We start from the raw sequence: 23,198 nt of genomic DNA, 5'->3' as shown, positions 1-23,198 counted from the left end.
CTTTCGGCCAAGCTGGGGCCATGTCGCCCGACACCCACACCACGCAGGCCAAGCAGGGCCTGTCCAGCGCCGAAGCCGCGCGCCGCCTGGCCGAACACGGCCCCAACCGACTGCCCGGCAGCCAAGCCAAGCCCTGGGCGGCCATCGTGCTGGGGGTGGTGACCGAGCCCATGTTCCTGATGCTGCTCACCGCTGGCGGCCTTTACCTGGCGCTGGGTGACCGGGCCGAGGCGCTGTTTCTGCTGGGCTCGGTGGGGGTGATCATCGCCATCACGCTGGCGCAAGAGCGCAAGACCCAGCGCGCGCTCGAATCGCTGCGCGACCTCTCGGCACCGCGCGCCCTGGTGATTCGCGACGGGCAAGAGCAGCGCATCGCCGGCCATGAGGTGGTGCCTGGCGACTGGCTGGTGCTGCGCGAGGGCGACCGCATCGCGGCCGATGCCCAATTGCGCGAAGGCCAACTGGAGGTGGACGAATCGCTGCTCACCGGCGAATCGGTGCCGGTGGCGCGGCAACCCGGCACCGCCGACACGGTGAGCGCCAGCACCCTGGTCACGCGCGGTGTGGCGCTGGCCGAGGTGGTGGCCACCGGTGCCCACACCGCCGTGGGGCGCATCGGCGCCGACCTGCTGCGCACGCCAGAGCCGCCCTCGGCCCTGCAACTGGCCTCACGCCAACTGGTGCGCCGCCTGGCCGTGGCCGCCTTGGTGCTGGCCCTGGTGCAGGTGCTGCTGGGCTGGTGGTGGAACGCCCAAGCCCTGCTGCCCAGCCTGCTCTCGGGTGTGGCCCTGGCCATGGCGATCTTGCCGGAAGAGATTCCGGTGATCCTCACCGTGTTTCTGGCGCTGGGGGCGTGGCGGCTGTCGCGCCAGCAGGTGCTCACGCGGCGGGTCACCGCCGTGGAGGCCCTGGGCGCCATCACCGTGCTGGCGGTGGACAAGACCGGCACGCTCACCCAGAACCGCATGGCCGTGGTCGAGCTGGCCACGCCCGATGCCCACTTCTCGCAAACCGGTGCCCAGGCCCTGCCCGAGCCCTTTCACCGCCTGGTCGAGTTCGGCATGCTGGCCACGCCGGGCGACCCGTTTGACCCGATGGAAAAAGCCATCCAGGCCTTTGGCCACCAGTGGCTGCAAGGCACCGAGCACGTGCACGACGGGCGCGAGCCCGAGTTTGAATACCCGCTGTCCATCGACATCCTGGGCATGACCCGCGTGTACGCCAGCGCCGACCCCAGCCAACACCTGCTGGCCACCAAGGGCGCGCCCGAGGCGGTGGCCGACCTGTGCCACCTCAGCCCCGAGCGCTTGCAAGCGCTGCGCGAGCAGGTGCAGGCCATGGCCGAGCGCGGCCTGCGCGTGCTGGGCGTGGCCCAGGGCCGATGGCTTGACGCCCCGCCACCCGACTGGCCCGCCAGCCAGCACGACCACACCTTCGAGTTCCTGGGCCTGGTCGGCCTGGCCGACCCGCCGCGCCCCGAGGTGCCAGCCGCCATTGCCGAGTGCCGCCGCGCCGGGGTGCGCGTGGTGATGATGACCGGCGACCACCCCGTGACGGCGCGCGCCATCGCGCAGCAGGTGGGCCTGTCGGAACGGCCCGACCTGATCACCGGCGCCGACATGGACGCCCTGGACGACACCGCCCTGGCCCAGCGCCTGCGCGACGTGGACCTGTGCGCCCGCCTCAAGCCGCACCACAAGCTGCGCCTGGTGCAGTGCCTGCGCGCCAGCGGCGAGGTGGTGGCCATGACCGGCGATGGCGTGAACGACGCCCCCGCGCTCAAGGCCGCCGACGTGGGCGTGGCCATGGGCGAACGCGGCACCGACGTGGCGCGCGAGGCCGCCGCCCTGGTGCTGCTGGACGACAGCTTCGCGCGCATCGTGGCCGCCGTGCGCCAGGGCCGGCGCATCGACCAGAACATCCGCCAGGCCACGCGCTTCGTGTTCGCGGTGCACGTGCCGGTGATCGCCCTGGCCCTGCTGCCGCCACTGCTGCACTGGGCGCCCTTGCTGCTGCCCATGCACATCGTGCTGCTGGAGCTGCTGATCGACCCGGCCTGCTCGGTGGTGTTTGAAGACGAACCCGAAGACCCGCGCACCATGCAGCGCCCGCCGCGCCCGGTGGGCGAATCGCCTTTCGCGGCCGCCGCGCTGGCCCTGCCCATCGTGCAGGGGCTGGGCGTGACGGCGGCCCTGCTGGGCGGGCACGCGCTGCTGCAGGCCTTCGCCTGGCCCGAAGCCGCGGCGCGTGGCGTGGTGTTTGGCGCGCTGGTGGTCTCGGTGCTGGGGCTGATCCTGGCCAACCGCCAGCGTTGGCGGGCGCCCAACCGCTGGCTGGCCCGCCTGGCCCTGGGCATGGGCGCGCTGCTGGTGGCGGTGTACGGCGTGCCGGTGCTGCGCCACCTGATGGGCCTGGCCTGGCCCAGCCCGGCAGACGGGCTGGCGCTGGCGGGCATGGTGGCCGCCCTGGCGGCGTGGCTGGTGGCGCTCACGGCCCTGGGCCGCTGGCTGGGGAAACACCGGAGCCCCGACACCGGCCACCCTGCCTACACTGGCTCGCCATGAACACCGCTTGCCCATTCCCCGTGCTGCCCGCACATTCCTGAGCCCGGCGATCTCTGTTCCTGGTTTGCGCCACCCCAGATCGCCGGGCCCACCGCCCGGCGCGACGGCGGCCAACGGCCGCCCAGCAGGAGCGCAACATGCCTTTCTTCTTTGCGACGCCCAGTGGCCGCACGCTCACCGAGCTGGACCACGCCCGCCTGTCCCACCTGATCGACGTGCACCGCGTGAGCCACTGGCAGCGGGCCGACGTGGTGCCCTCGCGCCAGGTGGCACCCGATGTGGTGACGCTGTATTCGCTGATCGAGGTGCAGCGCCCCGGCCAGCCCGGGCCCCACAAACTGGCCTTGTGTTACCCCGACGACGCCGAACCCGAGCAGGGCTTCGTGTCGGTGCTCTCGCCCATGGGCATGGCGCTGCTGGGGCTGCGGCTGGGCGACACGGCGCGCTGGCGCGAGCCCTCGGGCGAGGCGTCGCAAGCCACCATCGTGGCCATGCTGTTCCAGCCCGAATCGTCGGGCGACTACAGCACCTGAGGCACGGGCATTTCAGCGCTGGGCCGTGGCCAGGCGCAGCGCCAGGCCGGCGAACACCACGGCGCTGGCGCGGTTCATCCAGCGCTGCGCGCGCGGCGAGCCCTGCAGGCGCTCACCGAAGGCGCCCGCGAAGTAGGTGATGCCACCAAAGGTGATGAACGTGGCCACGATGAACACGAAGCCGAACCAGGCAATCTGCGCCGCCACCGGCCCCTGCCCAGGCACCACGAACTGCGGCAGCAAGGCCAGGAAAAACAGCGCCACCTTGGGGTTGGTGAGGTTCATGAACACGCCCCGGCCATACAGCCGGCGCCACGACGCCGCGGGCGGGCGCTCGCCCGCGTTGGCGCCCACGGGCGCGCGCCACGCTTGCCAGGCGAGCCACGCCAGGTAGGCCGCGCCCATCACCTTGAACACGGTGAAGGCCGTGGCCGAGGCGGCAAACACCGCCGCCAGGCCCAGGGCCACGGCGGCCGTGTGGCCCAGCAGGCCGGTGCACAGGCCCAGCACCACGGCCAGGCCCGCGCGGCGCCCGTGGGTGGCGGCCTGCATGGCGACGAACAGGTTGTCGGGCCCGGGCGTGAGGCCGAGCACGACCGACAAGGCAAAAAACGTGAGGGTGGCGTCCCAGGTGGGCATGGTGTCTCCAAAGCTGAAGGGGCCTGTGCCGGCCCCTGGGCGCCGATTGTGGCACTCGCCCCCAGGGCGTCAGGCCGTGGCGCAGGCCTCGGCGTGGCCCACGTTGGCCACCAGCCTCACCCGCACCTCGCGCTGGCGCGGAATGGGGTAGGGGCACTCATCGGCCCACAACTCAGGCTGGTCTTGCAGACGGGGCACGCAACTGCGGAAGACAAAGCCCTCGTCCGACTGGGGCAGCAAACCGACGATTTCGTACTCAAACATCACCACACCCTTCTTTCCCTGACAGCGCCTCGTGAGCGCCTTTTTCGTGAAGGTATGGTGCCGCGCCCAGGTCTCAGTTCAGTGACAGTCGAGACGGGGTTTTCCCCTGGGCAGACGAGCGGTGGGACGCTGGCCCGCGCTCAGCGCCCCACAAACACCGGGTCGCGCTTGTCCACGAAGGCGCGCAGGCCCTCGCGGCCGTCTTCGGTGTCGTAGCACACGTTCTGCGCGGCGGTTTCGCGCTCCAGCGCTTCGCGAATGCCGCCCTGGTGCGCCTGCTGCACCGCGCGCTTGGCCAGGCGCACGGGCAGGGGCGCGTTGCGGGCGATGGTGCGGGCCATGGCCAGCGCCGCGGGCATGAGCTGCTCGGCCGGCACCACCTCGTTCACCAGGCCCAGGCGGGCGGCTTCGTCGGCCTCGACGATGCGGCCGGTGTAGATCAGCTCGGCCGCGCGGGCCGGCCCCACCAGGCGCGGCAGCAGGTAGGTGCCAGCGTAGTCGGGCATGAGGCCGCGCAGCACGTGCGACTGGCACATGCGCGCCGTGGGCGCGGCCAAGCGGATGTCGGCGGCCAGGGCCAGGTTCATGCCGGCGCCAAAGGCGGGGCCGTTCACGGCCGCGATCACCGGCTTGCCGGCCTCGTACACCGCCAGCAGGGTGGCGTCGCGCTGGGGGCGCACCTTGTCGCGCAGCGGCCGGCCCTCGGCCGATTCCAGCCCGGCCAGGATCTGCTTGAGGTCACCACCGGCGCAGAAGCAGCTGCCCGCGCCGGTGAGCACGATGGCGCGCACCGCGCTGTCTTGCTCGGCCGCGTCCATGGCCGCCACCAGGTCTTCGCGGAGGGTGCCGCCCAGGGCGTTGCGCCGCTCGGGGCGGTTGAGGGTGACGACGGCCACGTCGTCCAGGCGCTCAAACAGCACCGAGCCGAAAACGGTTTGCATGGGGTCTCCCGGAGAGAAAAAGTCAACAAAGGCCCGCCGCGACGGGTGGTGGGCATGATAGGCAATTTGGTAGGACCATTAAAACAATCGGGCGCGCCAACTGTCACCTTGGTGCAAACCAAGCCAGACCAAGGCTTGCGGCTATTCACCGGCTTTACAAAAAATCAACAAGGCCACGACAGAATGGCCGATTCCTCACGGGCAAACTCCCAACATCCACCCATGCCAGCCTCCCAACAAGAAGCCTTCCAGGCCCCCCGGACCGCCCGCGCGGCCGTCTCGATCCGCCCGACCGACTCGACCGCACCGCTCCGCCGCCCCGAAGGCCGCCGCCGGGTGGCCCTGGCATTGCCCGCCGTGGCACTGGCCCTGGCACTGGGCGCGTGCAGCAAGGCCGAGACGCCCGCCCCCACGGCGCCGCCCCCGACCAAGGTGGGCGTGCTCACGCTGCAGGCGCAGAGCCAGGAGATCAGCGTGTCGCTGCCCGGGCGCACGGTGGCCTCGCAGATCGCCGAGGTGCGGCCACAGGTGAGCGGCATCATCCAGAAGCGCCTGTTCACCGAAGGTGGCCTGGTCAAGCAAGGCCAGCCGCTGTACCAGATCGACGACGCCGCCCTGCGCGCCACCGAGGCCAGCGCCGCCGCCGCGCTGGCCAAGGCCCAGGCCACGCAACGCACCGCGCAGGCCAACGCCGCGCGCAACGCCGAGCTGGTGAAGATCGACGCCATCAGCCGCCAGGCCAACGACGAAAGCCAGGCCGCCGCCGCGCAGGCCGCCGCCGAGGTGGCGGTGGCCAAGTCCAACCTGGAGACGGCGCGCATCAACCTGCGCTACAGCCGCATCGAAGCCCCCATCAGCGGGCGCACCAGCCTGTCCACCGTCACGCCGGGTTCGCTGGTCACGGCCAACCAGGCCACCGCGCTCACCAGCATCGTGCAGCTTGACCCGATTCACGTGGACTTCACCCAGAGCAGCACCGAGCTGCTGCAGCTCAAGCGCGAGTGGGAACAGGGCCGCTACGCCCGCGTGGACGGCAACCAGATGCGGGTGCGCATCCGCCTGGAAGACGGCACGCTGTACGGCAAGGAAGGCCGTGTGCAATTCGCTGGCGTCATCGTGAACCCGTCCACCGGCGCCGTGACGCTGCGCGCCGTGGTGCCCAACCCCGACGGCCTGCTGATGCCCGGCATGTACGTGCAGGCGGTGCTGCCCACCGGCCTGGCGCCCGAGGCCCTGCTGGTGCCGCAACCGTCCGTCTCGCGCGACCTCAAGGGCCGCGCCAGCGTGCTGGTGGTGAACGACGAGAACAAGGTGGAGCGCCGCCCGATCGAGGTGGACCGCGCCATCGGCAACCGCTGGCTGGTGAGCTCGGGCCTGAAGGCCGGCGAGCGCGTGGTGGTGGACGGCTTCCAGCGCGTGAAGCCCGGCGACAAGGTGGACCCGCAGCCCGCCGACGCCAAGGGTGGTGACAAAGGCGGTGAGAAGGGTGCCGGCAAATCCCCCGCCGCTGGCGACAAGCCTGGCACCGCACCCGCCACCGCCCGCTAAGGAAGGCTCCGCTACATGGCCCAGTTTTTCATTCGGCGGCCCATCTTTGCGTGGGTCATCGCCATCGTCATCATGCTCGGGGGGGCGCTGTCCATCTTCACCCTGCCGCTGGAGCAGTACCCCGAAATCGCGCCGCCGCGCGTGACCATCTCGGCCACCTACACCGGCGCGTCCGCCGAGACGGTGGAGAACTCGGTGACCCAGATCATTGAGCAGCAGCTCAAGGGCATCGACAACATGATCTACATGAGCTCCACCAGCGATGCCGCTGGGCGCTCACGCACCACCCTCACCTTCGCGCCCGGCACCAACATCGACGTGGCGCAGGTGCAGGTGCAGAACAAGCTGCAGGCCGCCACCAACCGGCTGCCCGAATCGGTGCGCAGCCGAGGCGTGTTCGTGAACAAGGGCGGTGGCGACTACCTCGTCACCTACAGCTTCAGCTCGGCCGACCCCGAGATCACCGCGGTGGACATCGGCGACTACATCACCAGCAACCTGGTGGACGTGATCGGCCGCATCGACGGCGTGGGCGATGTCAACGTGTTCGGCACCAACTACGCCATGCGCATCTGGATGGACCCGGGGCGCCTGGAGAAATACGGCCTGATGCCGTCTGACCTGGTGTCGGCCCTGAACTCGCAGAACGTGCAGGTATCGGCCGGCCAGCTCGGCGCCCTGCCCGCCGTGCCCGACCAGCAACTCAGCGCCACCATCACCGCGCGCACCAAGCTGCGCACGGTGCAAGACTTCCAGGCCATCGTGCTCAAGTCCAGCGCCGACGGCTCGGTGGTCACGGTGAAAGACGTGGCCCGCGTGGAACTGGGCGCCGAGAACCTGGGCGTGAAGTCGCAGCGCAACGGCCTGGCCGGCGCGGGCATGGGCATCGTGCTGGCCGACGGCGCCAACGCCATGGCCGTGTCCGACGCGGTGGCGGCCAAGCTGGCCGAGCTCAAGCCCTACTTCCCCAACCAGATCGACTACTACGTCAGCTCCGACTCCACCCCCTTCGTGCGCGCCTCGATCACCGAGGTGGCCACGGCGCTGGCCGAGGCCATGCTGCTGGTGGTGATCGTGATGTTCGTGTTCCTGCAGAACTTCCGCGCCACGCTGATCCCCGCCATCGCCGTGCCGGTGGTGCTGCTGGGCACCTTTGGCGTGCTGTCGGCGGCGGGCTACTCGATCAACACCCTCACCATGTTCGCCATGGTGCTGGCCATCGGCCTGCTGGTGGACGACGCCATCGTGGTGGTGGAAAACGTGGAGCGCGTGATGCACGAGACCGGCCTGCCCGCCAAGCAGGCCACGCAGCAGTCGATGCGCGAGATCACGCCGGCCCTGGTGGGCATTGGCGTGACGCTGTCGGCCGTGTTCGTGCCCATGGCCTTCTTCGGCGGCTCCACCGGCGTGATCTACCGGCAGTTCGCCATCACCATCGTGTCGGCCATGGGCTTCTCGGTGCTGGTGGCGCTCACGCTCACACCGGCCCTGTGCGCCACCATCCTCAAGCCCCCCGCCCACACCCTGCCCGGCCCGCCCCGGCGCGGCCTGCTGGGCTGGAACGACCGCTTCTTCCGCTGGTTCAACCGCAAGTTCGACGCCTCGGCCCAGCGCTACCAGAACACCGTGGCCTACACCCTGCGGCGCACCAAGCGCATGGTGCTGATCTTTCTGGCGGTGTGCGTGGGCGTGTGGCTGCTCATCAGCCGCCTGCCCACCGCCTTCCTGCCCGACGAAGACCAGGGCTTCCTCTACGTGAGCTTCAACCTGCCCGCCGGCGCGGCCGATGCGCGGCTGCAGAAGGTGGTGAACGAGGTGCAGGCCTACTTCAGCCAGCACCCCGACGTGCTGAGCCTCAACACCGTGACCGGCCAGAACGGCGACCAGAGCTCGGGCCGCGGCTTCATCCGCCTCAAGCCCTGGGACGAGCGCACCCGGCCCGAGCAGTCGGCCGCCAACATCGCCTTCAAGGCCAACAAAGACCTGGCCCGCATCCGCGACGCCCGCATCTTCGTGAGCCTGCCGCCGGCCGTGCGCGGGCTGGGCTCCAACGCCGGCTTCAACTTCATGCTCAAAGACCTCAACGGCCTGGGGCACGACGCGCTGCTGGCCGCCAAAGACCGCGTACTGGAGATGGCCCGCAAGCGCAGCGAACTCACCAGCGTGCGCGTCACCAACCTGGACGACGCCAGCGAGTTGCGCCTGGACGTGGACGACCGCAAGGCCGCCGCGCTGGGCGTGTCGTTCAACGACATCAACAACGTGCTGGCCAGCGCCATGGGCGGCACCTACGTGAACGACTTCATCCACAACGGCCGCGTCAAGCGCGTGTACATCCAGGGGGACGCGGCCTACCGCATGCTGCCGCAGGACATCGAGCAATGGACCGTGCGCAACAACAAGGGCGAGATGGTGCCATTCAGGGCCTTCGCCACCTCGCGCTGGGCCTATGGCTCGCCGCAACTCATGCGCTACAACGGCGCGCCCTCGTATGAGTTCGTGGGCAGTGCCGCACCGGGCGTGAGCTCGGGCACGGCCATGGCGATCATCGAAGACATCCTGAAGGAGATGCCGCCCGGCATCGGCTACGAGTGGACCGGCGCCTCGCTGCAAGAGCGCCAGTCGGGCGCGCAAGCCCCCTTCCTCTACGCCATCTCCATCCTCTTCGTGTTTTTGTGCCTGGCCGCGCTGTACGAAAGCTGGAACGTGCCGCTGTCGGTGATGCTGGCCGTGCCGCTGGGCGTGCTCGGCGCGCTGCTGGCCACCAGCGTGCGCGGGCTCAACAACGACGTGTACTTCCAGGTGGGCCTGCTCACCACCGTGGGCCTGGCCTCGAAGAACGCCATCCTGATCGTGGAGTTCGCGGTGCAACTTCAAGAGCGCGGCAAGAGCGTGTTCGACGCCACGGTGGAAGCCGTGCGCCTGCGCCTGCGCCCCATCCTCATGACCTCGCTGGCCTTCGGCTTTGGCGTGATTCCGCTGGCCTTTGGCACGGGCGCTGGCGCGGGCGGCCGCAACGCCATCGGCACCGCCGTGCTGGGCGGCACCATCGCCTCCACCGCGCTGGGCATCTTCCTGGTGCCGGTGTTCTTCCTGCTGATCCGAAGCTGGTTCACCAGCCATTCGCGCCAGGACAGCGAGGCCAGCCCCGCCACCACCTCCGCCCACCCAACGCCCACCACCGACCACGGGAGCGCTGCATGAGCGGCCAACATTTCTTCCCCCGCCACCCGCTGCGCCTGGGCGCCATTGCCTCGGCCACGCTGGCCCTGAGCGCCTGCAACTTCGCGCCCCTGAACCAGACGCCGGCCGCGCCGGTGCCCACCACCCTGTCGGCCACGGCCACGGCCACGACCGATACCGCGCCCGCCAGCAGCGCCGCGCAGCAGCAGGCCCAGGCCCTGGACTGGGTGCAGGCACCGGCCCTGCGCGAGGTGATCGCGCTGGCCCTCACCCACAACCGCGACCTGCGCGTGGCGCTGGCCAACATCGAGCGCGCGCGCGCACAGTACGGCATCACCCGCGCCGACCTGCTGCCCACGGTGGCGGCCAGCGGCCAGCTCAGCCGCAACCGCACCGCCGCCGACCTCAACAACTCCGGCGTGTCCACCCTGACCACCCAGACCACTGCGCAACTGGGCTTCACCAGCTTCGAGCTGGATTTGTGGGGCCGCGTGCGCAACCTCAGCGAGGCCGCGCTGCAGCAATACCTACAGAGCGAAGACACCCAGCGCAATGTGCAGCTCAGCCTGGTGGCCGACGTGGCCAACGCCTGGCTCACGCTGGCGTCCAACATGGCGCAGTTCACCCTGGCGCGCGACACGCTGCAGGCGCGCGAAAAGTCTTTCGCCCTGACCCAGCGCGTCTACGACCTGGGCGGCACCTCGGGGCTGGTGCTGGCGCAGAACCGCATCACCGTGGACACCGCCCGTGGCGAGGTGGCGCGCTTCACCGCCCAGGTGGCGCGCGACCGCAACGCGCTCAACCTGCTGGTGGGCGGCCCGGTGCCCGAGGCCCTGCTGCCCGATGCCCAGTTGTGGCGCCAGCCGCAAATGCCCGCCGCCCTGCTGCCCGTGGCGCCCGACCTGCCCTCCAGCGCGCTGCTGCGCCGCCCCGACGTGCAAGCCGCCGAGCGCAGCCTGCGCGCGGCCAACGCCAACATTGGCGCCGCCCGTGCGGCCCTGTTCCCCACCATCAGCCTCACCGGCTCGGTCGGCACCGGCAGCCGGGAGCTGGATGGCCTGTTCGACGCCGGTAACGGCACCTGGAGCTTCGTGCCCCTGGTGCGCCTGCCCCTGTTCGACGGCGGACGCAGCCGCGCCAATGTGCAAGTGGCCGAGGCCAACCAGCAGGTGGCGGTGGCGCAGTACGAGAAAGCGGTGCAGACCGCCTTCCGCGAAACCGCCGACGCCCTGGCCGACCGCGCCCAATGGCAAGAACGGCTGGACGCGCAAGCCGCTGTGGTGGCGTCATCGCGCAAGGCGCTGGAGCTGTCACAGGCCCGCTTCGATTCCGGCGCCGACAACTTCCTCACCGTGCTCGATGCGCAGCGCACGCTCTTCGCGGCCGAGCAGACCCTCATCGGCCTGCGCCTGGCCGAGCAACTCAACCGCGTGACGCTCTACAAGGTACTGGGCGGCCCCGACCGCACCACCCTGGCCAGCGCCAAGCCCTGAGGCCCAGATCGCCCGGCCGCCGCGCTCACAGCAGCGCGGGGAACTTCTGGCGCGCGCGCTCCAGCTCGGGCAGCAGGGTGTCCAGAATGCCCTGCACGTCCAGCCGCTGGGTGGACACCGACAGGCTCATGGCCGCGATCACCTGGCCCGCGCTGTTGCGAATGGGCACGGCCAATGAGCGCAGGCCCATCTCCAGCTCCTGATCGCACAGCGCGTAACCATCGCGCCCGGCGCGGTCGATCTGCTTGAGGATGGCCGGCAGCGAGGTGAGCGTGTGGGTCGTGATCTCGGGCCGCGCCATGCGGCCCAGCATGAACTTCACCTGTTCGCGTGGCAGCCCCGACAGCAACACCCGCCCGGTGGCGCAGGCGTAGGCCGGCAGGCGCGCCCCCACGCCCAGGCCGGCCGACAGGCTGCGGCGGTGGGTGGCGCGGGCGATGAACACCGAGTCTTGCGAGTCGAGCACCGCCATCGAGGCCGATTCTTTCGTGCGCTCGGCCGTGGTTTCCAGAATGGGCTGGGCGATGCGCGCCAGCGAATCGGACACCACGAAGGCCTGGCCCAGGCGCAGCGCGCGCGGCGCCAGCCGGAACTCGCGCCCCACCTGTTGCGCGTAGCCCAGGCGGCACAGCGTGTGCAGCGAGCGGCGCACCGAGGCCTTGGTGTGGCCCGTGACCTCAGCCAGGCGCGTGAGGTTGGCCCCGCCCCGGATCTGCCCGAAGGCCTCGATGATGGCCAACCCTTTTTCCAGGGCCATCACGTAGTCGCGGTCTTGGTCTTCGACGGGGCTGGTGACTGGGTTGCCTTCGCTATCGGGCAGGGCATTAGTTCGCATAGCGAACATTATGTTCGTTTTCGTTGACCTGAATCAACGCGGCTTCCTAGACTCCAGCCCGAGCCCCCACAAAGCACGGCCACGACCGTGCGGCTCACGGCGCCGCAGGCGCTGGCCCCAGCCCCCACCCACAGGAGACACATGAACACCCGCAACGCCCTCACCCGCCGCACGCTGGCGCTGGCTGCCGCCACCCTGGCCGGCAGCGCCCTGCTAGCCCCCACCTCCGCGCTGGCGCAAGCCAAGCCGCTGCGCCTTGTGGTGCCCTTTCCCGCTGGCGGCACGGCCGACGTACTGCCGCGCATCCTGGCCGAGAAGATGCGCGACGCCTACCCGGCGGGCGTGTTGATCGACAACAAGACGGGCGCGGGCGGCAACATCGGCGGCGAGTTCGTGGCCCGCGCCGAACCCGACGGCAACACCCTGCTGGTCTCGCCCCCGGGCCCGGTGGCCATCAACCACCACCTGTACAAGACCATGAGCTTCGACCCCACCAAGTGGGTGCCGGTGACCGTGGTGGCCACGGTGCCCAACGTGCTGGCGGTGAGCAACCGCGTGCCAGCCAGCAACTACGCCGAGTTCATTGCCTACCTCAAGGCCAACCCCAACAAGGTGACCTACGCCTCGCAAGGCAATGGCTCCACCTCGCACCTCACGGCCAACCTGTTCATGCAACAGACCGGCACCAAAATGGTCCACGTCGCCTACCGCGGCACGGCGCCCGCGCTCAATGACCTGGTGGGCGGTCAGGTGGACGTCTTCTTCGACAACATCGCCTCCTCGGCGCAGTACCACCAGAGCGGTCGCATCAAGGTGCTGGCCGTGGCCGACGAGCGCCGCTCCAGCGCACTGCCGCAGGTGCCCACCTTCGGCGAACTGAAGGTGGACGGCATGAACGCCGTGACCTTCTTCAGCGTGGTGGCCCCCGCCGGCACACCCGCCGACACCGTGGCCCAGTTGCAGAAGAACTTCCGCGCCGCGCTGGAGCAGCCCGATGTGCGCCAGAAGTTCGCCGCCCAGGGCGCCGACCCGGGCGGCCAAAGCCCGCAAGACACCGCCCGCTTCATCAAGGCCGAATCCGAGAAGTGGGCCCGCGTGATCAAGACCGCCAACGTCACCCTCGACTGAACCCCGCCATGCAGACATCCGACATCGCCTGGGCCGACTCGCTCACCCGCGTGCCCTACCGCGTGTACGCCAACGAGAGCGTGCGCCAGCAAGAACAGCAGCGCCTCTTTCACGGTGCCACCTGGAACTACCTGTGCCTGGACGCCGAGCTGCCCGAGCCCGGCAACTACCGCACCACCTTCGTGGGCGAGACCCCGGTGGTGGTGGTGAAAGACAACGACGGCGAGATCTACGGCTTCGAGAACCGCTGCGCGCACCGCGGCGCCCTGCTCGCGCTGGAGAAGGCCGGACGGGCCGAGAGCTTTCAGTGCGTGTACCACGCCTGGAGCTACAACCGCCAGGGCGACCTCACTGGCGTGGCCTTCGAGAAAGGCGTGAAGGGCCAGGGCGGCATGCCGGCGGGTTTCTGCAAAGAAGAACACGGGCCGCGCAAGCTGCGCATTGCGGTGTTCTGCGGCCTGGTGTTCGGCAGCTTCAGCGATGACGTGGCCCCCATCGAGGAGTACCTGGGCGATGAGATTTGCGCGCGCATCGAGCGCGTGCTGCACAAGCCGGTGAAGGTGATTGGCCGTTTCACCCAGGCCCTGCCCAACGACTGGAAGCTCTACGCCGAGAACGTGCGCGACAGCTACCACGCCAGCCTGCTGCACCTGTTCTTCACCACCTTCGAGATCAACCGCCTTTCGCAAAAAGGCGGCATCGTGGTGGACGAATCGGGCGGCAACCACGTGAGCTACTCGATGATCGACCCCGCCGCCAAGGACGAGTCGTACAAGGCCCAGGGCCTGCGCTCCGACCACGAGCGCTACCGCCTGCAAGACCCCAGCCTGCTGGCCGGCTTCCATGAGTGGGACGACGGCGTGACGCTGCAGATTCTCTCGGTGTTTCCCGGCTTCGTGCTGCAGCAGATCCAGAACTGCCTGGCCGTGCGCCAGGTGCTGCCCAAGGGCGCCGACCGCAGCGAACTGAACTGGGTGTACCTGGGCTTTGAAGACGACACGCCCGAGCAACTCACCGTGCGCCTGAAGCAGGCCAACCTGGTGGGGCCAGCCGGCTTCATCTCAATGGAAGACGGCGCCGTGGGCGGCTTCGTGCAGCGCGGCATTGCCGGCGCGGCCGACGAACAAGCCGTGATCGAAATGGGCGGCAGCGACGTCGCCTCGGGCGAGGGCCGGGCCACCGAGACCTCGGTGCGCGGCTTCTGGAAGGCCTACCGTCAACACATGGGGGTCTGAACCGTGACCGATCTCATCCGCATCATGGGCGTCAACGCCGCCTACGCCGACGCCATCGACAGCGACCGCCTGGAAGACTGGCCCGCCTTCTTCACCGAGCGCTGCCACTACCGCGTCACCCACATCGAAAACGAACAGGAAGGCCTTCCCGCTGGCGTGGTGTGGGCCGACTCGCGCGCCATGCTGGCCGACCGCGTGGCCGCGCTGCGCGAGGCCAATGTGTACGAGCGCCAACGCTACCGCCACCTGCTGGGCACACCGCTGCTGCTCTCGCAGTCTGCCACCGAGGCGGTGGCGCGCACGCCCTTCATGGTGGCGCGCATCATGCACGAGGGGCAGACGCAGCTCTTCGCCAGCGGCGTCTACCAAGACCGCTTCGTGGTGGAAGGCGATCGCCTGCTGCTGGCCGAGCGCGTGGCGGTGTGTGACAGCACCGTCACCGACACCCTCATGGCACTGCCCCTGTGAGCGCCGCATGACGGCCTCACGCCTTGCCCTGAGCCTGGGCGACCCCAACGGCATCGGCCCCGAGATCGTGCTCAAGGCCGCGGCCGAGCTGATGCCAGAACAGCGCGAGCGCCTCACCGTGTTCGGCCCGCGCTGTGCGCTGGAACACGCGGCGCACGTCACCGGCCTGCACACCACCCTGGCCAGCCTGCGCCTGCGCGAGGCCGGCCCCCTGGTGGCCGGTGAGCACCAGCCCGGCGTGGTGAGCGCGGCCGCCGGGCGCAGTGCCGTGGCCAGCGCCAGCGCCGCCATTCGCGCCTGCCAGGCCGGCGAGTTCGACGCGGTGGTGGCCGGCCCGCACCACGAGACCGCCATCGCCCAGGCTGGCATTCGCTTCAGCGGCTACCCCGGCCTGGTGGCCCAGGTGTGCGGCGAACCCGAGCACAGCGTGTTCCTGATGCTGGTGGGCGGCGGCCTGCGCATCGTGCACGCCACCCTGCACGAAAGCGTGGCCACCGCACTGGCGCGCCTCACGCCCGAGCTGGTGGTGAACGCCGCGCTCGCGGCGCACAAGGCCTGCCGCGCCATGGGCATCATCGAGCCCTCGCTGGCCCTCTTCGGCGTGAACCCACATGCCTCTGAAGGCGAGCTGTTCGGGCCCGACGACCAACGCATCACCGTGCCCGCGGCCGAGCGCCTGCGCGCCATGGGTCTGCAAGTGGCAGGGCCGCAGGGCGGTGACGCGCTGCTGGCCGACCGCGCCACGCGGCCCGCCGACGCCTACGTGGCCATCTTTCACGACCAGGGCCACATTCCCGTGAAGCTGCTGGCCCCGCAAGCCGCCAGCGCGCTGTCGATCGGCGCGCGCGTGCTGCTGGCCAGCACCGGCCACGGCAGCGCCATGGACATCGCCGGCACCGGCCAGGCCCGCCCCGACGCCCTGCTGCGCAGCCTGCGCCTGGTCAGCGGCTGGCCCACTTGAACCCCACCTCGCCATGAGCTTTCAGATTCGCATCGCCAACAGCGATGCCCAGTTTTCCTGTGCGGCCGACGAGACCGTGCTCGACGCCGCGCTCAAGGCCGGCATCACCCTGCCGCATTCCTGCCGCAAGGGCGTGTGCGGCAACTGCGCCGCCACGGTGGTGAGCGGCGCCCACGCGGTGCTGCCCATGGCCTCGGCCGAGGCCACGCCCGAGGGCCAGACCCTGCTGTGCCAGTGCCAGCCGCGCCAAGACCTGGCCATTGCGCCGGCTTCATGGGCGCGCATCGACCCGGCGGCCCGCCTGCGCGTCACCGCCAAGGTGTTTCGCAACACCGAGGTGGCCCCCGACGTGAACCTGCTGCAGCTTCGCCTGCCACCAGGCAAGCGCGCGCGCTTTCGCGCCGGCCAATACCTTCAAGTGCTGCTGCCCGACCAGAGCCGGCGCGCCTACTCCATGGCCAACCCGCCGCACGAGAGCGACACGGTGCAACTGCACGTGCGCCGCGTGCCCGGCGGCGCCTTCAGCGAGATCGTCACGCGGCTGCAAGCGGGCGACCAGCTTGAACTGGAACTGCCCTTCGGCCATGTCGCCATTGACCCGGAGGGCAGCGCGCCGCTGCTGTGCGTGTGCACCGGCACCGGCTTCGCGCCCGTGAAGTCGCTGCTGGACGACCTGGTGAAGCGCAAGTCCACCCGAGCGGTGACGCTGGTGTGGGGCGCACGCGAGGCCGCCAGCCTGTACCTGCCCAGCGCGCTGGCCAAATGGGAAAAGTCGCTGCGCGACTGGCGCTACGTGCCCGCCCTCACCCAGGCCGAGGCGGCCCAGGCCCTGGGTGCCTTTCACGGCCGAGTGGACGCCGCGTTGCGCGGCCTGGGCCAGTCGCTGGCCGAGCACGAGGTGTATTGCTGCGGCTCACCCGCCATGGTGGACACGGTGCGCCAGGTGTGCACCACCGAGCTGGGCCTGAGCGCCGCGCGCTTTCACAGCGACGCCTTCGTGCCCGGGCCTCAGCCCGTGGCGCCCTGAGGCGCTCAACCCCTTAACCCCTCAACCGCCCGAGCGCTTCACCGTGTAGCCCTGTGCCTGCAGCCAGGCCATGGCGCGCTCCACGTGGTCGCCCTGCACCTCGATCACGCCGTCCTTGGTGGTGCCGCCACTGCCGCAAGCGGCCTTCAGGCGCTTGCCCAGCGCCTGCAATTCGGGCGCGGCCAGCGGCACGCCGCGCACCGCCGTCACCGTCTTGCCGCCACGCCCTTGCGTGCTGCGCTGCACCCGCACCACGCCGTCGCCCGCCGGCACCGAGGCGGCCTTGCACACGCACTGCGCCACGGGCTGGCGGCAGCCCGGGCACATGGTGCCAAAATCGGTGGAATAGACCAGCCCACCGCTGGAGGAGCGCTTGTTCATGGGCCGCGATGGTAGCGGTCCGCCGGGTTCCTGCCAGACCACCCGCGCTTTGGCGCTATAATGCGAGGCTTGGCGGCTGTAGCTCAGCTGGATAGAGTACTTGGCTACGAACCAAGGGGTCGTGGGTTCGATTCCTGCCAGCCGCACCAAAACGCAGAAGGCCTGTTCCGGCAACGGAACAGGCCTTTTTTGCTTGGGCGAGCCGTCAGGGCGCCAACGGCACCTCTTCTTGGCGCTTCATGCCCGGCCGCGCCGAATAGCGCACCAGCCCATCCAGCGCCTCCAGTTCCACCCGCGCTGGCCGCGCGCCATACACCTCGGCCCGCAGCCAGGCCAGTTCAGCGGCCAGCGCCTCTTCGCCCGCCAGGGCGCAGTACCAGACTCGCGCCTCGGCGTCCCAGCGGTACGCGCGCGCCTTGAGCTTGTCTTTCGCCTCGAAGGGGGCACCGGTGGCGCGCAACTTGAACGATGGACGCTGCGCCGCCGCCATCAGCAAGGCCAGACCGTTCTGGCCGCCATCGCCCACCGGTTCGCACAGCACCTGCAACAAGGCGTGGCAGTCCACCTGGGCGCGGTGGGCGTCGTAAAACCAGCCATGGTCGTGGGCTAGGGCGCTGAGCTTGGCCGACTCGGCGCCCGCGGCCTTCCAGTCAATGTCCATGAAGGAGCAGGCCCAGGCTTTCTCGCGAAAAGCCGCGAAGCGCGCCTCCACGAATGGCCGGTCGAAACCCGCGTTATGGGCCACCACCAGATCGGCCGCCGACACCATGGCCACCACCGCGTCATCCGCCAGCCGCTGCCCGCGCACCATGTCGTCGGTGATGCCCGTGACCTGCTGGGCGATGGACGGAATCGGCATGCCAGGGTCTTCAAAGCCCTCGAACACCGTCACCGGCCCGAACGGCAAGCCGCTGCGCGCGTCCACCTGCACCGACAGCATCGCCAACTCGATGATCTTGTCGGCCTGGTGCGACAGGCCCGTGGTCTCGGTGTCCAGCACGAGCAAGCGCCGCGCGTCGGCCGGCACCAGATCGGCGGGGGCGGGGCCGTAGTCGGCTTTGGGCACCAAGCGGCGCAGCACCTTGTAGTCGGCGTGTTGCTCCAGCACCCGCGCCATCTGCTCGGGCGCCAGGTTCGATGCCGGCCACGCAGGCGCACCGGCTGGCGCCGGTGAGCGCGACTCAAATTCAAAACTCAGTTGGTCCATGGGCCAAGGCTACTCCACGACAGGTCCGCCACTTGCCGCGAAGGCAGACAGGGCAGGCAAGCCCAGAAACGACAAAGCCCTCTGCACGAGAGGGCTTGGGCGTTGGTGGCGCGGCTGGCGGGGATCGAACCCACGACCCTTGGCTTCGGAGGCCAATACTCTATCCACTGAGCTACAGCCGCCACCAACGCGGATTCTAACAGGCGACACCTTTCGCACGGCCTGAGCCTAGGCCCTTGGCTATAATCGCGGGCTGTTTGCCAGCGCTCCGCTGGCCTGCCCCCACTCCCTAGCGGCAACCGTTTCGCCACCCTTGAGGACACCATGAGCGACCACGCGCACGATTCCCACACCGGCCCGATCTCGACCCCCAAGCAACTGCTCTGGACCTCGTTCTTTGCATTCGTGGTGCCGGTCTTCCTGATCATTGGCCTGGTGTTCTACGTGACCTCCGGCAACAAACCCGCCGCTGGCGCTGTTGACATGGAACAAGCCGTGGCGGCGCGCATCCAGCGCGTGGGCACGGTTGAGCTGCGCGACGCCAACCGCCCGCTGGCCAGCGGTGCCGAGGTGTACAAGGCCCAATGCGTGGCCTGCCACGATGCTGGCCTGGCTGGCGCGCCCAAGTTTGGCGACGCCGCCGCTTGGGGCGCTCGCATCGTCACCGGCTACGAAGCCCTGCTGACCTCGGCCCTCAAGGGCAAGGGCGCCATGGGCGCGCAAGGCGGCGGTGCTTTCACCGACGTGGAAATCGGCCGCGCCGTGGTGCACATGGCCAATGCCGCTGGTGGCAAGTTCGCCGAGCCCAAGGCCCCGGCCGCCACTGGTGCCGACGCCGCAGCAGCCCCCGCCGCACCAGTGGCTGCCGCCGCCCCCGCAGCCGCTGCACCGGCCCCCGCCGCTGCGGCTCCTGCCGTGGCCGCCAACGCTGGCGAAAACCTCTACAAGCAAGCCTGCCTGGCCTGCCACGCCGCTGGTGTGGCCGGTGCCCCGAAGTTCGGCGACAAGGCCGCCTGGGCTCCCCGCGTGGCACTGGGCATTGACGCCCTGACCGCCAGCGTCATCAAGGGCAAGAACGCCATGCCGCCCAAGGGTGGCGCCGCTGCCGCCTCTGATGCCGACATCAAGGCCGCCGTGCAGTACATGGTGAGCGCGGCCAAGTAAACCAAGCGCCACGCCCATGAAAAAGCCGGTCTCAAGGACCGGCTTTTTTGTGTCTGCGCGGCACGACGTCAGGCAGCCGAGGCGTGCAGACGCTGCGGGCTTCGCACGAAAGCAAAGCGCTTGGGCAGATCATCGGCTCGCACCTCGTGCGGCATCCAGCGGCCAGCCTCCACTGAGTCAGCGGCCAAGGCCATGTCGGCGCTGTGCACCAGGCCCACCCCCAGGTCGGTCACCAGATAGAGCCTCCCTTCTTCGTCCACCAGGCTGTCACTCACCTGGGCCACCTGCCCACTGTGCGAGCGCACCGTCCCATCGGGCTGCAAGCGCCAGACAAAGGGCGTGAGTTCCAGTTCCAGGTAAACGCGCTGCGGCCCATTTTGAAAGTACCACTGGCCTTGTTCGTCGGCCGCGCAGTTGCGGTGAATGAACTCGATGAGCTTGTCGTGCCGCAGCAGCGAGCCCTTGCTCTGCGGAAAGGGGCCGGCGGCCTGTGTGCGGTCGTCCCGCATGTACCACTGACCGCGAGCATCCAGCCCCAGCCACCCGTAGCAGTGCGGCACGTTGGGCCATTTGGCCATGGCGGCCTTGACGATGTCATCCATGGTGCGATCTCAGCAGTGTTGAAGAAGCCAGGCGCCCACGGCCTCGGGCATGGCCAGCACGTGGCCTGGCAAGCCCAGGGGGCCGTGTGACACTGGAAAGCCCACATGCCCGCCTTGTGCCGGCTGCCAAAGGGTCACATGGTGGCCGACTTCGGTCTGTCGGGGCAAGGAGCTGGCGGGCACGAAAGGGTCGTTGAGGGCATTCAGTGCCAACGCCGGCACGCGTATGTCGGCCAGCAACGGCTTGGCCGAGGCACGCGCCCAGTAGTCCTCGGTGTTCTTGAAGCCGTGCAGAGGCGCGGTGAAAAGGTTGTCGAATTCGTACAGGTCTCGGGCACGCAACATGGCGTCGCGGTCAAACAACCCTGGGAACTGCTGCCACTTGCGCATGGCCTTGGGCACCATGGTCGACAGAAACATGCGCGTGTAGACCTGCCGGTTGAAGCCCCGCCCAATGGCGTGGCCGCCGGCGGCCAGGTCCAGCGGCGAACACACCGCCGCCACGGCCCGCGCTCGTCGCGCAGCGGCCTCGCCCCATTCGGCGGCCCAGCGCAACAAAGCGTTGCCCCCCAGTGAGATGCCAACGGCGATCAGCGGCCTGGCGGGATTCAGGCTGGCAAAGCGGGACAGTAGCCAGTCGATTTCTTGGTGGTCGCCCGAGTGGTATGCCCGGGGGGCCCAGTTCAGTTCACCCGAGCAGCCGCGGAAGTGGGGCACGGCAAAGGCCAGGCCATTGCGCGAGGCGAAATCGGCGAAGGCGATGGCGTACTGGCTTTCCGATGATCCCTCCAGGCCATGAAACAGCACCAACAGCGGGGCATCGGCACGGGATTCGTACACGGCATGGTCGACGTCGATGAAGTCGCCATCCGGTGTGCTCCAGCGATCGCGGCGCCATCGCGGTGCGGCGCCCGCGTGGCGCCGGCTGCACTTGGCGGCCCAAATCGTCTGGGCATTGCCCCCCGGCAGCCACCAGGGAGCGCGGTAAGACAAGCCGTTCACCTGAGCGCGACTCAATGCAACATGGCCTGGGGCGTTGACACCTCGGGCGGTTCGATCTGCATGCCCGGGCTGGCATGGTGGGCCACCATGCGCCAGCCCTGCGCGGTCTTGGCGTAAACATTGGTGGCCACCACCCAGGCGGTGTTGATGCCGTCGTCACCTGCCAAAGACACGCGCTCCACCACGCTGTGCACGCTGCAATGGCCGGCGTCCAGGCGCCGGATGCGCTCGGGCACGGCCATCACGCCACCCGTGGCGAACAGCGCCTCAAACGCCACCCGCACCGCCGCGTGCCCCACCAGACGCGGCCCGCCGGGGTGTACGCAGACGATGTCATCCTCATCGGCCCAGCAGGCCATCAGGCGGTCGATGTCGGCGTGCTGCAGGGCGTCGTAAAAGGCCACTTCGGTGTCATCGGGCGTACCAGGAGGGAGCTTGGGTTTTCGCATGCTCGGTATTGTGCCGCGCACCCCAGCGGGCAGGGGTATAGTCCTCGCGACATCGCCCCCCAGGAGGATCCATGGCCAATTTGTTCAAGCTCTGTCGCCGCTGGTCGCTGCTGGCCTTTCTTGTCATCAGCGCGCTTGGGCTCACGGGTTGCGGCTACAACGATTTCCAGCGCCTGGACGAGCAAAGCCGGTCGGCCTGGTCCGAGGTGCTGAACCAGTACCAGCGGCGCGCCGACCTCATTCCCAACATCGTCGCCACCGTGCAAGGCGAGGCCAATTTCGAGCAAGAAACACTCAAGCAGGTGATCGAGGCCCGCAGCAGGGCCACGGCCATCCAGGCCACGCCCGAGTTGCTAAACGACCCGGCCGCCATGCAGAAGTTTCAGGCCGCGCAAGGCGAACTGGGCTCTGCCCTCAGCCGGCTGATGGTGGTGGTGGAGCAATACCCCAACCTCAAGGCCAACCAGGGCTTCGCCGATCTGCGCGTGCAGCTGGAAGGCACCGAGAACCGCATCACCGTGGCCCGCAACCGCTACATCGAGTCGGTGCAAAGCTACAACGTGCTGGCGCGCAGCTTCCCCACCAACCTCACCGCCATGGTGTTCGGCTACACGCCCAAGCCCAACTTCAGCGTGACCAATGAGGCAGCCATCACGGCGCCTCCCAAGGTCGAGTTCAAGTCGAACAAGCCCTGACCATGGCCTGGGCGCGTCTGTGGCTGCTCGCCTGGGTTTTTGCCCTGGTGGCGCCGGCCCACGGGCAGGCGCTGCAGCCCGTGCCGGAGCTCAAGGCCCGGGTGATGGACCTCACCGCCACGCTTGACCCCACCACGCGCGAGCGCATCGAAGGCAAGCTGGCTGCATTTGAGAAAGAACGCGGCACCCAGGTGGTGGTGGTGATGGTGGCCACCACCGCGCCAGAGGACATCGCCGATTACACCCAACGCCTGGGTGACGCCTGGAAGATCGGGCGGCGCGAGGTGGGCGACGGCGTGCTGTTCGTGGTGGCCCTGAACGACCGGCGCCTGCGCATCGCGCCCGCCAAGGCACTGGAGGGCGCCCTCCCCGATCTGCTGGCCAAGCGCATCATCGACCAGGCCGTGACACCAGCCTTCCGCCAGGGCGATTTCGGGCGAGGCATCGATGCCGGGGTCGACGCCATCCTGGCCGCCGCCAAGGGCGAAGAACTGCCGCTTCCTCAGCCTGGCTCGGCCAAGCCCGACAGCGACTGGCGCGATGCTTTGGTGTTTCTGCTGTTCGGTGTCCCCATGCTGGCCGGTTTCTTGCGCAACGCCTTTGGTCACCGCGCCGGCATCGCCCTGACCGGGTTGGCGGCGGGTGTCTTGGGCTGGGTGCTCACCTCCGTGCTGTGGGTGGCCATCGGTGCCGCCGTGCTGGGGCTGCTGGTGGCGATCTTTGGCAAGGCATTGCCTGTCGGCTCGGGCCGCGGCCGTGGCGGCTGGGGTCCGCCCGGCGGCGGATGGGGGGGCGGAATGGGCGGCGGTGGCGGCGGGTTCCGTTCTGGTGGCGGTGGCAACTTCGGTGGGGGCGGCGCTTCCGGCCGGTGGTGATGAC

At 69.4% G+C, this 23,198-nt stretch carries 22 protein-coding genes and 2 tRNA genes; 14 read left to right on the top strand and 10 right to left on the bottom strand.

Going from position 1 to position 23,198, the window contains the following annotated elements; genetic code table 11:
• Positions 1-20 precede the first annotated feature (20 nt).
• Together ACE3RQ_RS14035 and ACE3RQ_RS14030 are read left to right on the top strand one after the other, a co-directional pair.
• Positions 21-2,564: a cation-translocating P-type ATPase gene (locus ACE3RQ_RS14035; protein ID WP_374522658.1), complete on the top strand. Its 2,544-nt coding sequence runs from the start codon at positions 21-23 to the stop codon at positions 2,562-2,564.
• 137 nt (positions 2,565-2,701) lie between these two features.
• Positions 2,702-3,097 (top strand): GreA/GreB family elongation factor, encoded by a 396-nt coding sequence (locus ACE3RQ_RS14030; RefSeq protein ID WP_374522657.1) that lies wholly within the window; start codon positions 2,702-2,704, stop codon positions 3,095-3,097.
• Between the two features lie 12 nt (positions 3,098-3,109).
• Here ACE3RQ_RS14030 and ACE3RQ_RS14025 read toward each other — a convergent pair whose 3' ends face one another.
• The 3 genes from ACE3RQ_RS14025 to ACE3RQ_RS14015 all read right to left on the bottom strand — a co-directional run bounded on the left by ACE3RQ_RS14025 (position 3,110) and on the right by ACE3RQ_RS14015 (position 4,941).
• Complete coding sequence (locus ACE3RQ_RS14025) at positions 3,110-3,736, bottom strand: LysE family translocator (protein WP_374522656.1); 627 nt, start codon at positions 3,734-3,736, stop codon at positions 3,110-3,112.
• 69 nt (positions 3,737-3,805) lie between these two features.
• A complete protein-coding gene (locus ACE3RQ_RS14020) occupies positions 3,806-4,000 on the bottom strand; it encodes a hypothetical protein (protein ID WP_374522655.1) in 195 nt (64 codons plus the stop codon).
• 140 nt (positions 4,001-4,140) lie between these two features.
• Complete coding sequence (locus tag ACE3RQ_RS14015; protein WP_374522654.1) at positions 4,141-4,941, bottom strand: enoyl-CoA hydratase/isomerase family protein; 801 nt, start codon at positions 4,939-4,941, stop codon at positions 4,141-4,143.
• A gap of 222 nt (positions 4,942-5,163) precedes the next feature.
• On the opposite strand from ACE3RQ_RS14015, the gene ACE3RQ_RS14010 reads away from it, so the two are divergent.
• The 3 genes from ACE3RQ_RS14010 to ACE3RQ_RS14000 are packed head-to-tail and all read left to right on the top strand — an operon-like array spanning position 5,164 to position 11,165.
• Complete coding sequence (locus ACE3RQ_RS14010; protein ID WP_374522653.1) at positions 5,164-6,489, top strand: efflux RND transporter periplasmic adaptor subunit; 1,326 nt, start codon at positions 5,164-5,166, stop codon at positions 6,487-6,489.
• Positions 6,490-6,504: 15 nt separating this feature from the next.
• The gene (locus ACE3RQ_RS14005) at positions 6,505-9,693 is read left to right on the top strand and encodes an efflux RND transporter permease subunit (protein WP_374522652.1); all 3,189 of its coding nucleotides are present in this window, start codon (positions 6,505-6,507) and stop codon (positions 9,691-9,693) included.
• Positions 9,690-11,165, top strand: a complete 1,476-nt coding sequence (locus tag ACE3RQ_RS14000) for an efflux transporter outer membrane subunit (protein WP_374522651.1) — start codon at positions 9,690-9,692, stop codon at positions 11,163-11,165. The genes ACE3RQ_RS14005 and ACE3RQ_RS14000 overlap by 4 nt, the downstream gene beginning before the upstream one ends.
• A 25-nt stretch (positions 11,166-11,190) precedes the next feature.
• On the opposite strand, the gene ACE3RQ_RS13995 is transcribed toward ACE3RQ_RS14000, so the two are convergent.
• Positions 11,191-12,000 carry an IclR family transcriptional regulator C-terminal domain-containing protein gene (locus tag ACE3RQ_RS13995; protein WP_374522650.1) on the bottom strand — a complete coding sequence of 270 codons (810 nt, stop codon included), beginning with the start codon at positions 11,998-12,000 and terminating at the stop codon, positions 11,191-11,193.
• A 141-nt stretch (positions 12,001-12,141) separates the two neighbouring features.
• On the opposite strand from ACE3RQ_RS13995, the gene ACE3RQ_RS13990 reads away from it, so the two are divergent.
• The 5 genes from ACE3RQ_RS13990 to ACE3RQ_RS13970 are packed head-to-tail and all read left to right on the top strand — an operon-like array spanning position 12,142 to position 16,819.
• A complete protein-coding gene (locus ACE3RQ_RS13990; protein WP_374522649.1) occupies positions 12,142-13,128 on the top strand; it encodes a Bug family tripartite tricarboxylate transporter substrate binding protein in 987 nt (328 codons plus the stop codon).
• Between the two features lie 8 nt (positions 13,129-13,136).
• Positions 13,137-14,363 carry an aromatic ring-hydroxylating dioxygenase subunit alpha gene (locus ACE3RQ_RS13985; RefSeq protein ID WP_374522648.1) on the top strand — a complete coding sequence of 409 codons (1,227 nt, stop codon included), beginning with the start codon at positions 13,137-13,139 and terminating at the stop codon, positions 14,361-14,363.
• A 24-nt stretch (positions 14,364-14,387) separates the two neighbouring features.
• Positions 14,388-14,831: an aromatic-ring-hydroxylating dioxygenase subunit beta gene (locus ACE3RQ_RS13980; RefSeq protein WP_374522721.1), complete on the top strand. Its 444-nt coding sequence runs from the start codon at positions 14,388-14,390 to the stop codon at positions 14,829-14,831.
• Positions 14,832-14,838: 7 nt separating this feature from the next.
• Positions 14,839-15,792, top strand: a complete 954-nt coding sequence (locus ACE3RQ_RS13975) for a PdxA family protein (protein WP_374522647.1) — start codon at positions 14,839-14,841, stop codon at positions 15,790-15,792.
• A gap of 13 nt (positions 15,793-15,805) precedes the next feature.
• On the top strand, positions 15,806-16,819 hold the full coding sequence (locus tag ACE3RQ_RS13970) for an FAD-binding oxidoreductase (RefSeq protein WP_374522646.1): 1,014 nt from the start codon (positions 15,806-15,808) through the stop codon (positions 16,817-16,819).
• 21 nt (positions 16,820-16,840) lie between these two features.
• On the opposite strand, the gene ACE3RQ_RS13965 is transcribed toward ACE3RQ_RS13970, so the two are convergent.
• Positions 16,841-17,200: a translation initiation factor Sui1 gene (locus ACE3RQ_RS13965; protein ID WP_374522645.1), complete on the bottom strand. Its 360-nt coding sequence runs from the start codon at positions 17,198-17,200 to the stop codon at positions 16,841-16,843.
• Between the two features lie 72 nt (positions 17,201-17,272).
• Between ACE3RQ_RS13965 and ACE3RQ_RS13960 the strand changes: the two genes are divergently transcribed.
• A tRNA-Arg gene (locus ACE3RQ_RS13960) sits at positions 17,273-17,349 on the top strand.
• Positions 17,350-17,405: 56 nt separating this feature from the next.
• Here the strand turns inward: ACE3RQ_RS13960 and ACE3RQ_RS13955 are convergent.
• Together ACE3RQ_RS13955 and ACE3RQ_RS13950 are read right to left on the bottom strand one after the other, a co-directional pair.
• Positions 17,406-18,407, bottom strand: coding sequence for a 3'-5' exonuclease (locus tag ACE3RQ_RS13955; RefSeq protein WP_374522644.1), 1,002 nt, complete (start codon positions 18,405-18,407; stop codon positions 17,406-17,408).
• A gap of 106 nt (positions 18,408-18,513) precedes the next feature.
• Positions 18,514-18,589: transfer RNA gene (locus tag ACE3RQ_RS13950), tRNA-Arg, on the bottom strand.
• A 142-nt stretch (positions 18,590-18,731) separates the two neighbouring features.
• Here ACE3RQ_RS13950 and ACE3RQ_RS13945 point away from each other — a divergent pair.
• Entirely contained in the window at positions 18,732-19,571 is an 840-nt protein-coding gene (locus ACE3RQ_RS13945) for a cytochrome c5 family protein (protein WP_374522643.1), read from the top strand.
• A gap of 68 nt (positions 19,572-19,639) precedes the next feature.
• Here the strand turns inward: ACE3RQ_RS13945 and ACE3RQ_RS13940 are convergent, their stop codons facing one another.
• From ACE3RQ_RS13940 to ACE3RQ_RS13930, 3 genes are read right to left on the bottom strand one after another with little or no spacing between them, the layout of a single operon-like run.
• On the bottom strand, positions 19,640-20,173 hold the full coding sequence (locus tag ACE3RQ_RS13940) for a DUF2946 family protein (RefSeq protein ID WP_374522642.1): 534 nt from the start codon (positions 20,171-20,173) through the stop codon (positions 19,640-19,642).
• Positions 20,174-20,182: 9 nt separating this feature from the next.
• Positions 20,183-21,166, bottom strand: coding sequence for a YheT family hydrolase (locus tag ACE3RQ_RS13935; RefSeq protein ID WP_374522641.1), 984 nt, complete (start codon positions 21,164-21,166; stop codon positions 20,183-20,185).
• Positions 21,167-21,186: 20 nt separating this feature from the next.
• The gene (locus tag ACE3RQ_RS13930) at positions 21,187-21,624 is read right to left on the bottom strand and encodes a nuclear transport factor 2 family protein (RefSeq protein WP_374522640.1); all 438 of its coding nucleotides are present in this window, start codon (positions 21,622-21,624) and stop codon (positions 21,187-21,189) included.
• A 71-nt stretch (positions 21,625-21,695) separates the two neighbouring features.
• Here ACE3RQ_RS13930 and ACE3RQ_RS13925 point away from each other — a divergent pair, with 71 nt between their 5' ends.
• Positions 21,696-22,319 (top strand): LemA family protein, encoded by a 624-nt coding sequence (locus ACE3RQ_RS13925; protein WP_374522639.1) that lies wholly within the window; start codon positions 21,696-21,698, stop codon positions 22,317-22,319.
• Between the two features lie 2 nt (positions 22,320-22,321).
• Positions 22,322-23,194: a YgcG family protein gene (locus ACE3RQ_RS13920; RefSeq protein ID WP_374522638.1), complete on the top strand. Its 873-nt coding sequence runs from the start codon at positions 22,322-22,324 to the stop codon at positions 23,192-23,194.
• The last annotated feature ends 4 nt before the right edge of the window (positions 23,195-23,198 follow it).

Source organism: Hydrogenophaga sp., assembly GCF_041913525.1.
In the GTDB taxonomy this organism is placed as follows: domain Bacteria; phylum Pseudomonadota; class Gammaproteobacteria; order Burkholderiales; family Burkholderiaceae_C; genus Hydrogenophaga.
The sequence above is the reverse complement of the archived record's forward strand: the minus strand, read 5'-3'. Positions and strand labels throughout refer to the sequence as shown.

Bases quoted from the DNA above. Each gene is read 5' to 3' on its own strand.
- ACE3RQ_RS14035 (WP_374522658.1), top strand. From the start codon at position 21: ATGTCGCCCGACACCCACACCACGCAGGCCAAGCAGGGCCTGTCCAGC.
- ACE3RQ_RS14030 (WP_374522657.1), top strand. From the start codon at position 2,702: ATGCCTTTCTTCTTTGCGACGCCCAGTGGCCGCACGCTCACCGAGCTG.
- ACE3RQ_RS14025 (WP_374522656.1), bottom strand. From the start codon at position 3,736: ATGCCCACCTGGGACGCCACCCTCACGTTTTTTGCCTTGTCGGTCGTG.
- ACE3RQ_RS14020 (WP_374522655.1), bottom strand. From the start codon at position 4,000: ATGTTTGAGTACGAAATCGTCGGTTTGCTGCCCCAGTCGGACGAGGGC.
- ACE3RQ_RS14015 (WP_374522654.1), bottom strand. From the start codon at position 4,941: ATGCAAACCGTTTTCGGCTCGGTGCTGTTTGAGCGCCTGGACGACGTG.
- ACE3RQ_RS14010 (WP_374522653.1), top strand. From the start codon at position 5,164: ATGCCAGCCTCCCAACAAGAAGCCTTCCAGGCCCCCCGGACCGCCCGC.
- ACE3RQ_RS14005 (WP_374522652.1), top strand. From the start codon at position 6,505: ATGGCCCAGTTTTTCATTCGGCGGCCCATCTTTGCGTGGGTCATCGCC.
- ACE3RQ_RS14000 (WP_374522651.1), top strand. From the start codon at position 9,690: ATGAGCGGCCAACATTTCTTCCCCCGCCACCCGCTGCGCCTGGGCGCC.
- ACE3RQ_RS13995 (WP_374522650.1), bottom strand. From the start codon at position 12,000: ATGCGAACTAATGCCCTGCCCGATAGCGAAGGCAACCCAGTCACCAGC.
- ACE3RQ_RS13990 (WP_374522649.1), top strand. From the start codon at position 12,142: ATGAACACCCGCAACGCCCTCACCCGCCGCACGCTGGCGCTGGCTGCC.
- ACE3RQ_RS13985 (WP_374522648.1), top strand. From the start codon at position 13,137: ATGCAGACATCCGACATCGCCTGGGCCGACTCGCTCACCCGCGTGCCC.
- ACE3RQ_RS13980 (WP_374522721.1), top strand. From the start codon at position 14,388: ATGGGCGTCAACGCCGCCTACGCCGACGCCATCGACAGCGACCGCCTG.
- ACE3RQ_RS13975 (WP_374522647.1), top strand. From the start codon at position 14,839: ATGACGGCCTCACGCCTTGCCCTGAGCCTGGGCGACCCCAACGGCATC.
- ACE3RQ_RS13970 (WP_374522646.1), top strand. From the start codon at position 15,806: ATGAGCTTTCAGATTCGCATCGCCAACAGCGATGCCCAGTTTTCCTGT.
- ACE3RQ_RS13965 (WP_374522645.1), bottom strand. From the start codon at position 17,200: ATGAACAAGCGCTCCTCCAGCGGTGGGCTGGTCTATTCCACCGATTTT.
- ACE3RQ_RS13955 (WP_374522644.1), bottom strand. From the start codon at position 18,407: ATGGACCAACTGAGTTTTGAATTTGAGTCGCGCTCACCGGCGCCAGCC.
- ACE3RQ_RS13945 (WP_374522643.1), top strand. From the start codon at position 18,732: ATGAGCGACCACGCGCACGATTCCCACACCGGCCCGATCTCGACCCCC.
- ACE3RQ_RS13940 (WP_374522642.1), bottom strand. From the start codon at position 20,173: ATGGATGACATCGTCAAGGCCGCCATGGCCAAATGGCCCAACGTGCCG.
- ACE3RQ_RS13930 (WP_374522640.1), bottom strand. From the start codon at position 21,624: ATGCGAAAACCCAAGCTCCCTCCTGGTACGCCCGATGACACCGAAGTG.
- ACE3RQ_RS13925 (WP_374522639.1), top strand. From the start codon at position 21,696: ATGGCCAATTTGTTCAAGCTCTGTCGCCGCTGGTCGCTGCTGGCCTTT.
- ACE3RQ_RS13920 (WP_374522638.1), top strand. From the start codon at position 22,322: ATGGCCTGGGCGCGTCTGTGGCTGCTCGCCTGGGTTTTTGCCCTGGTG.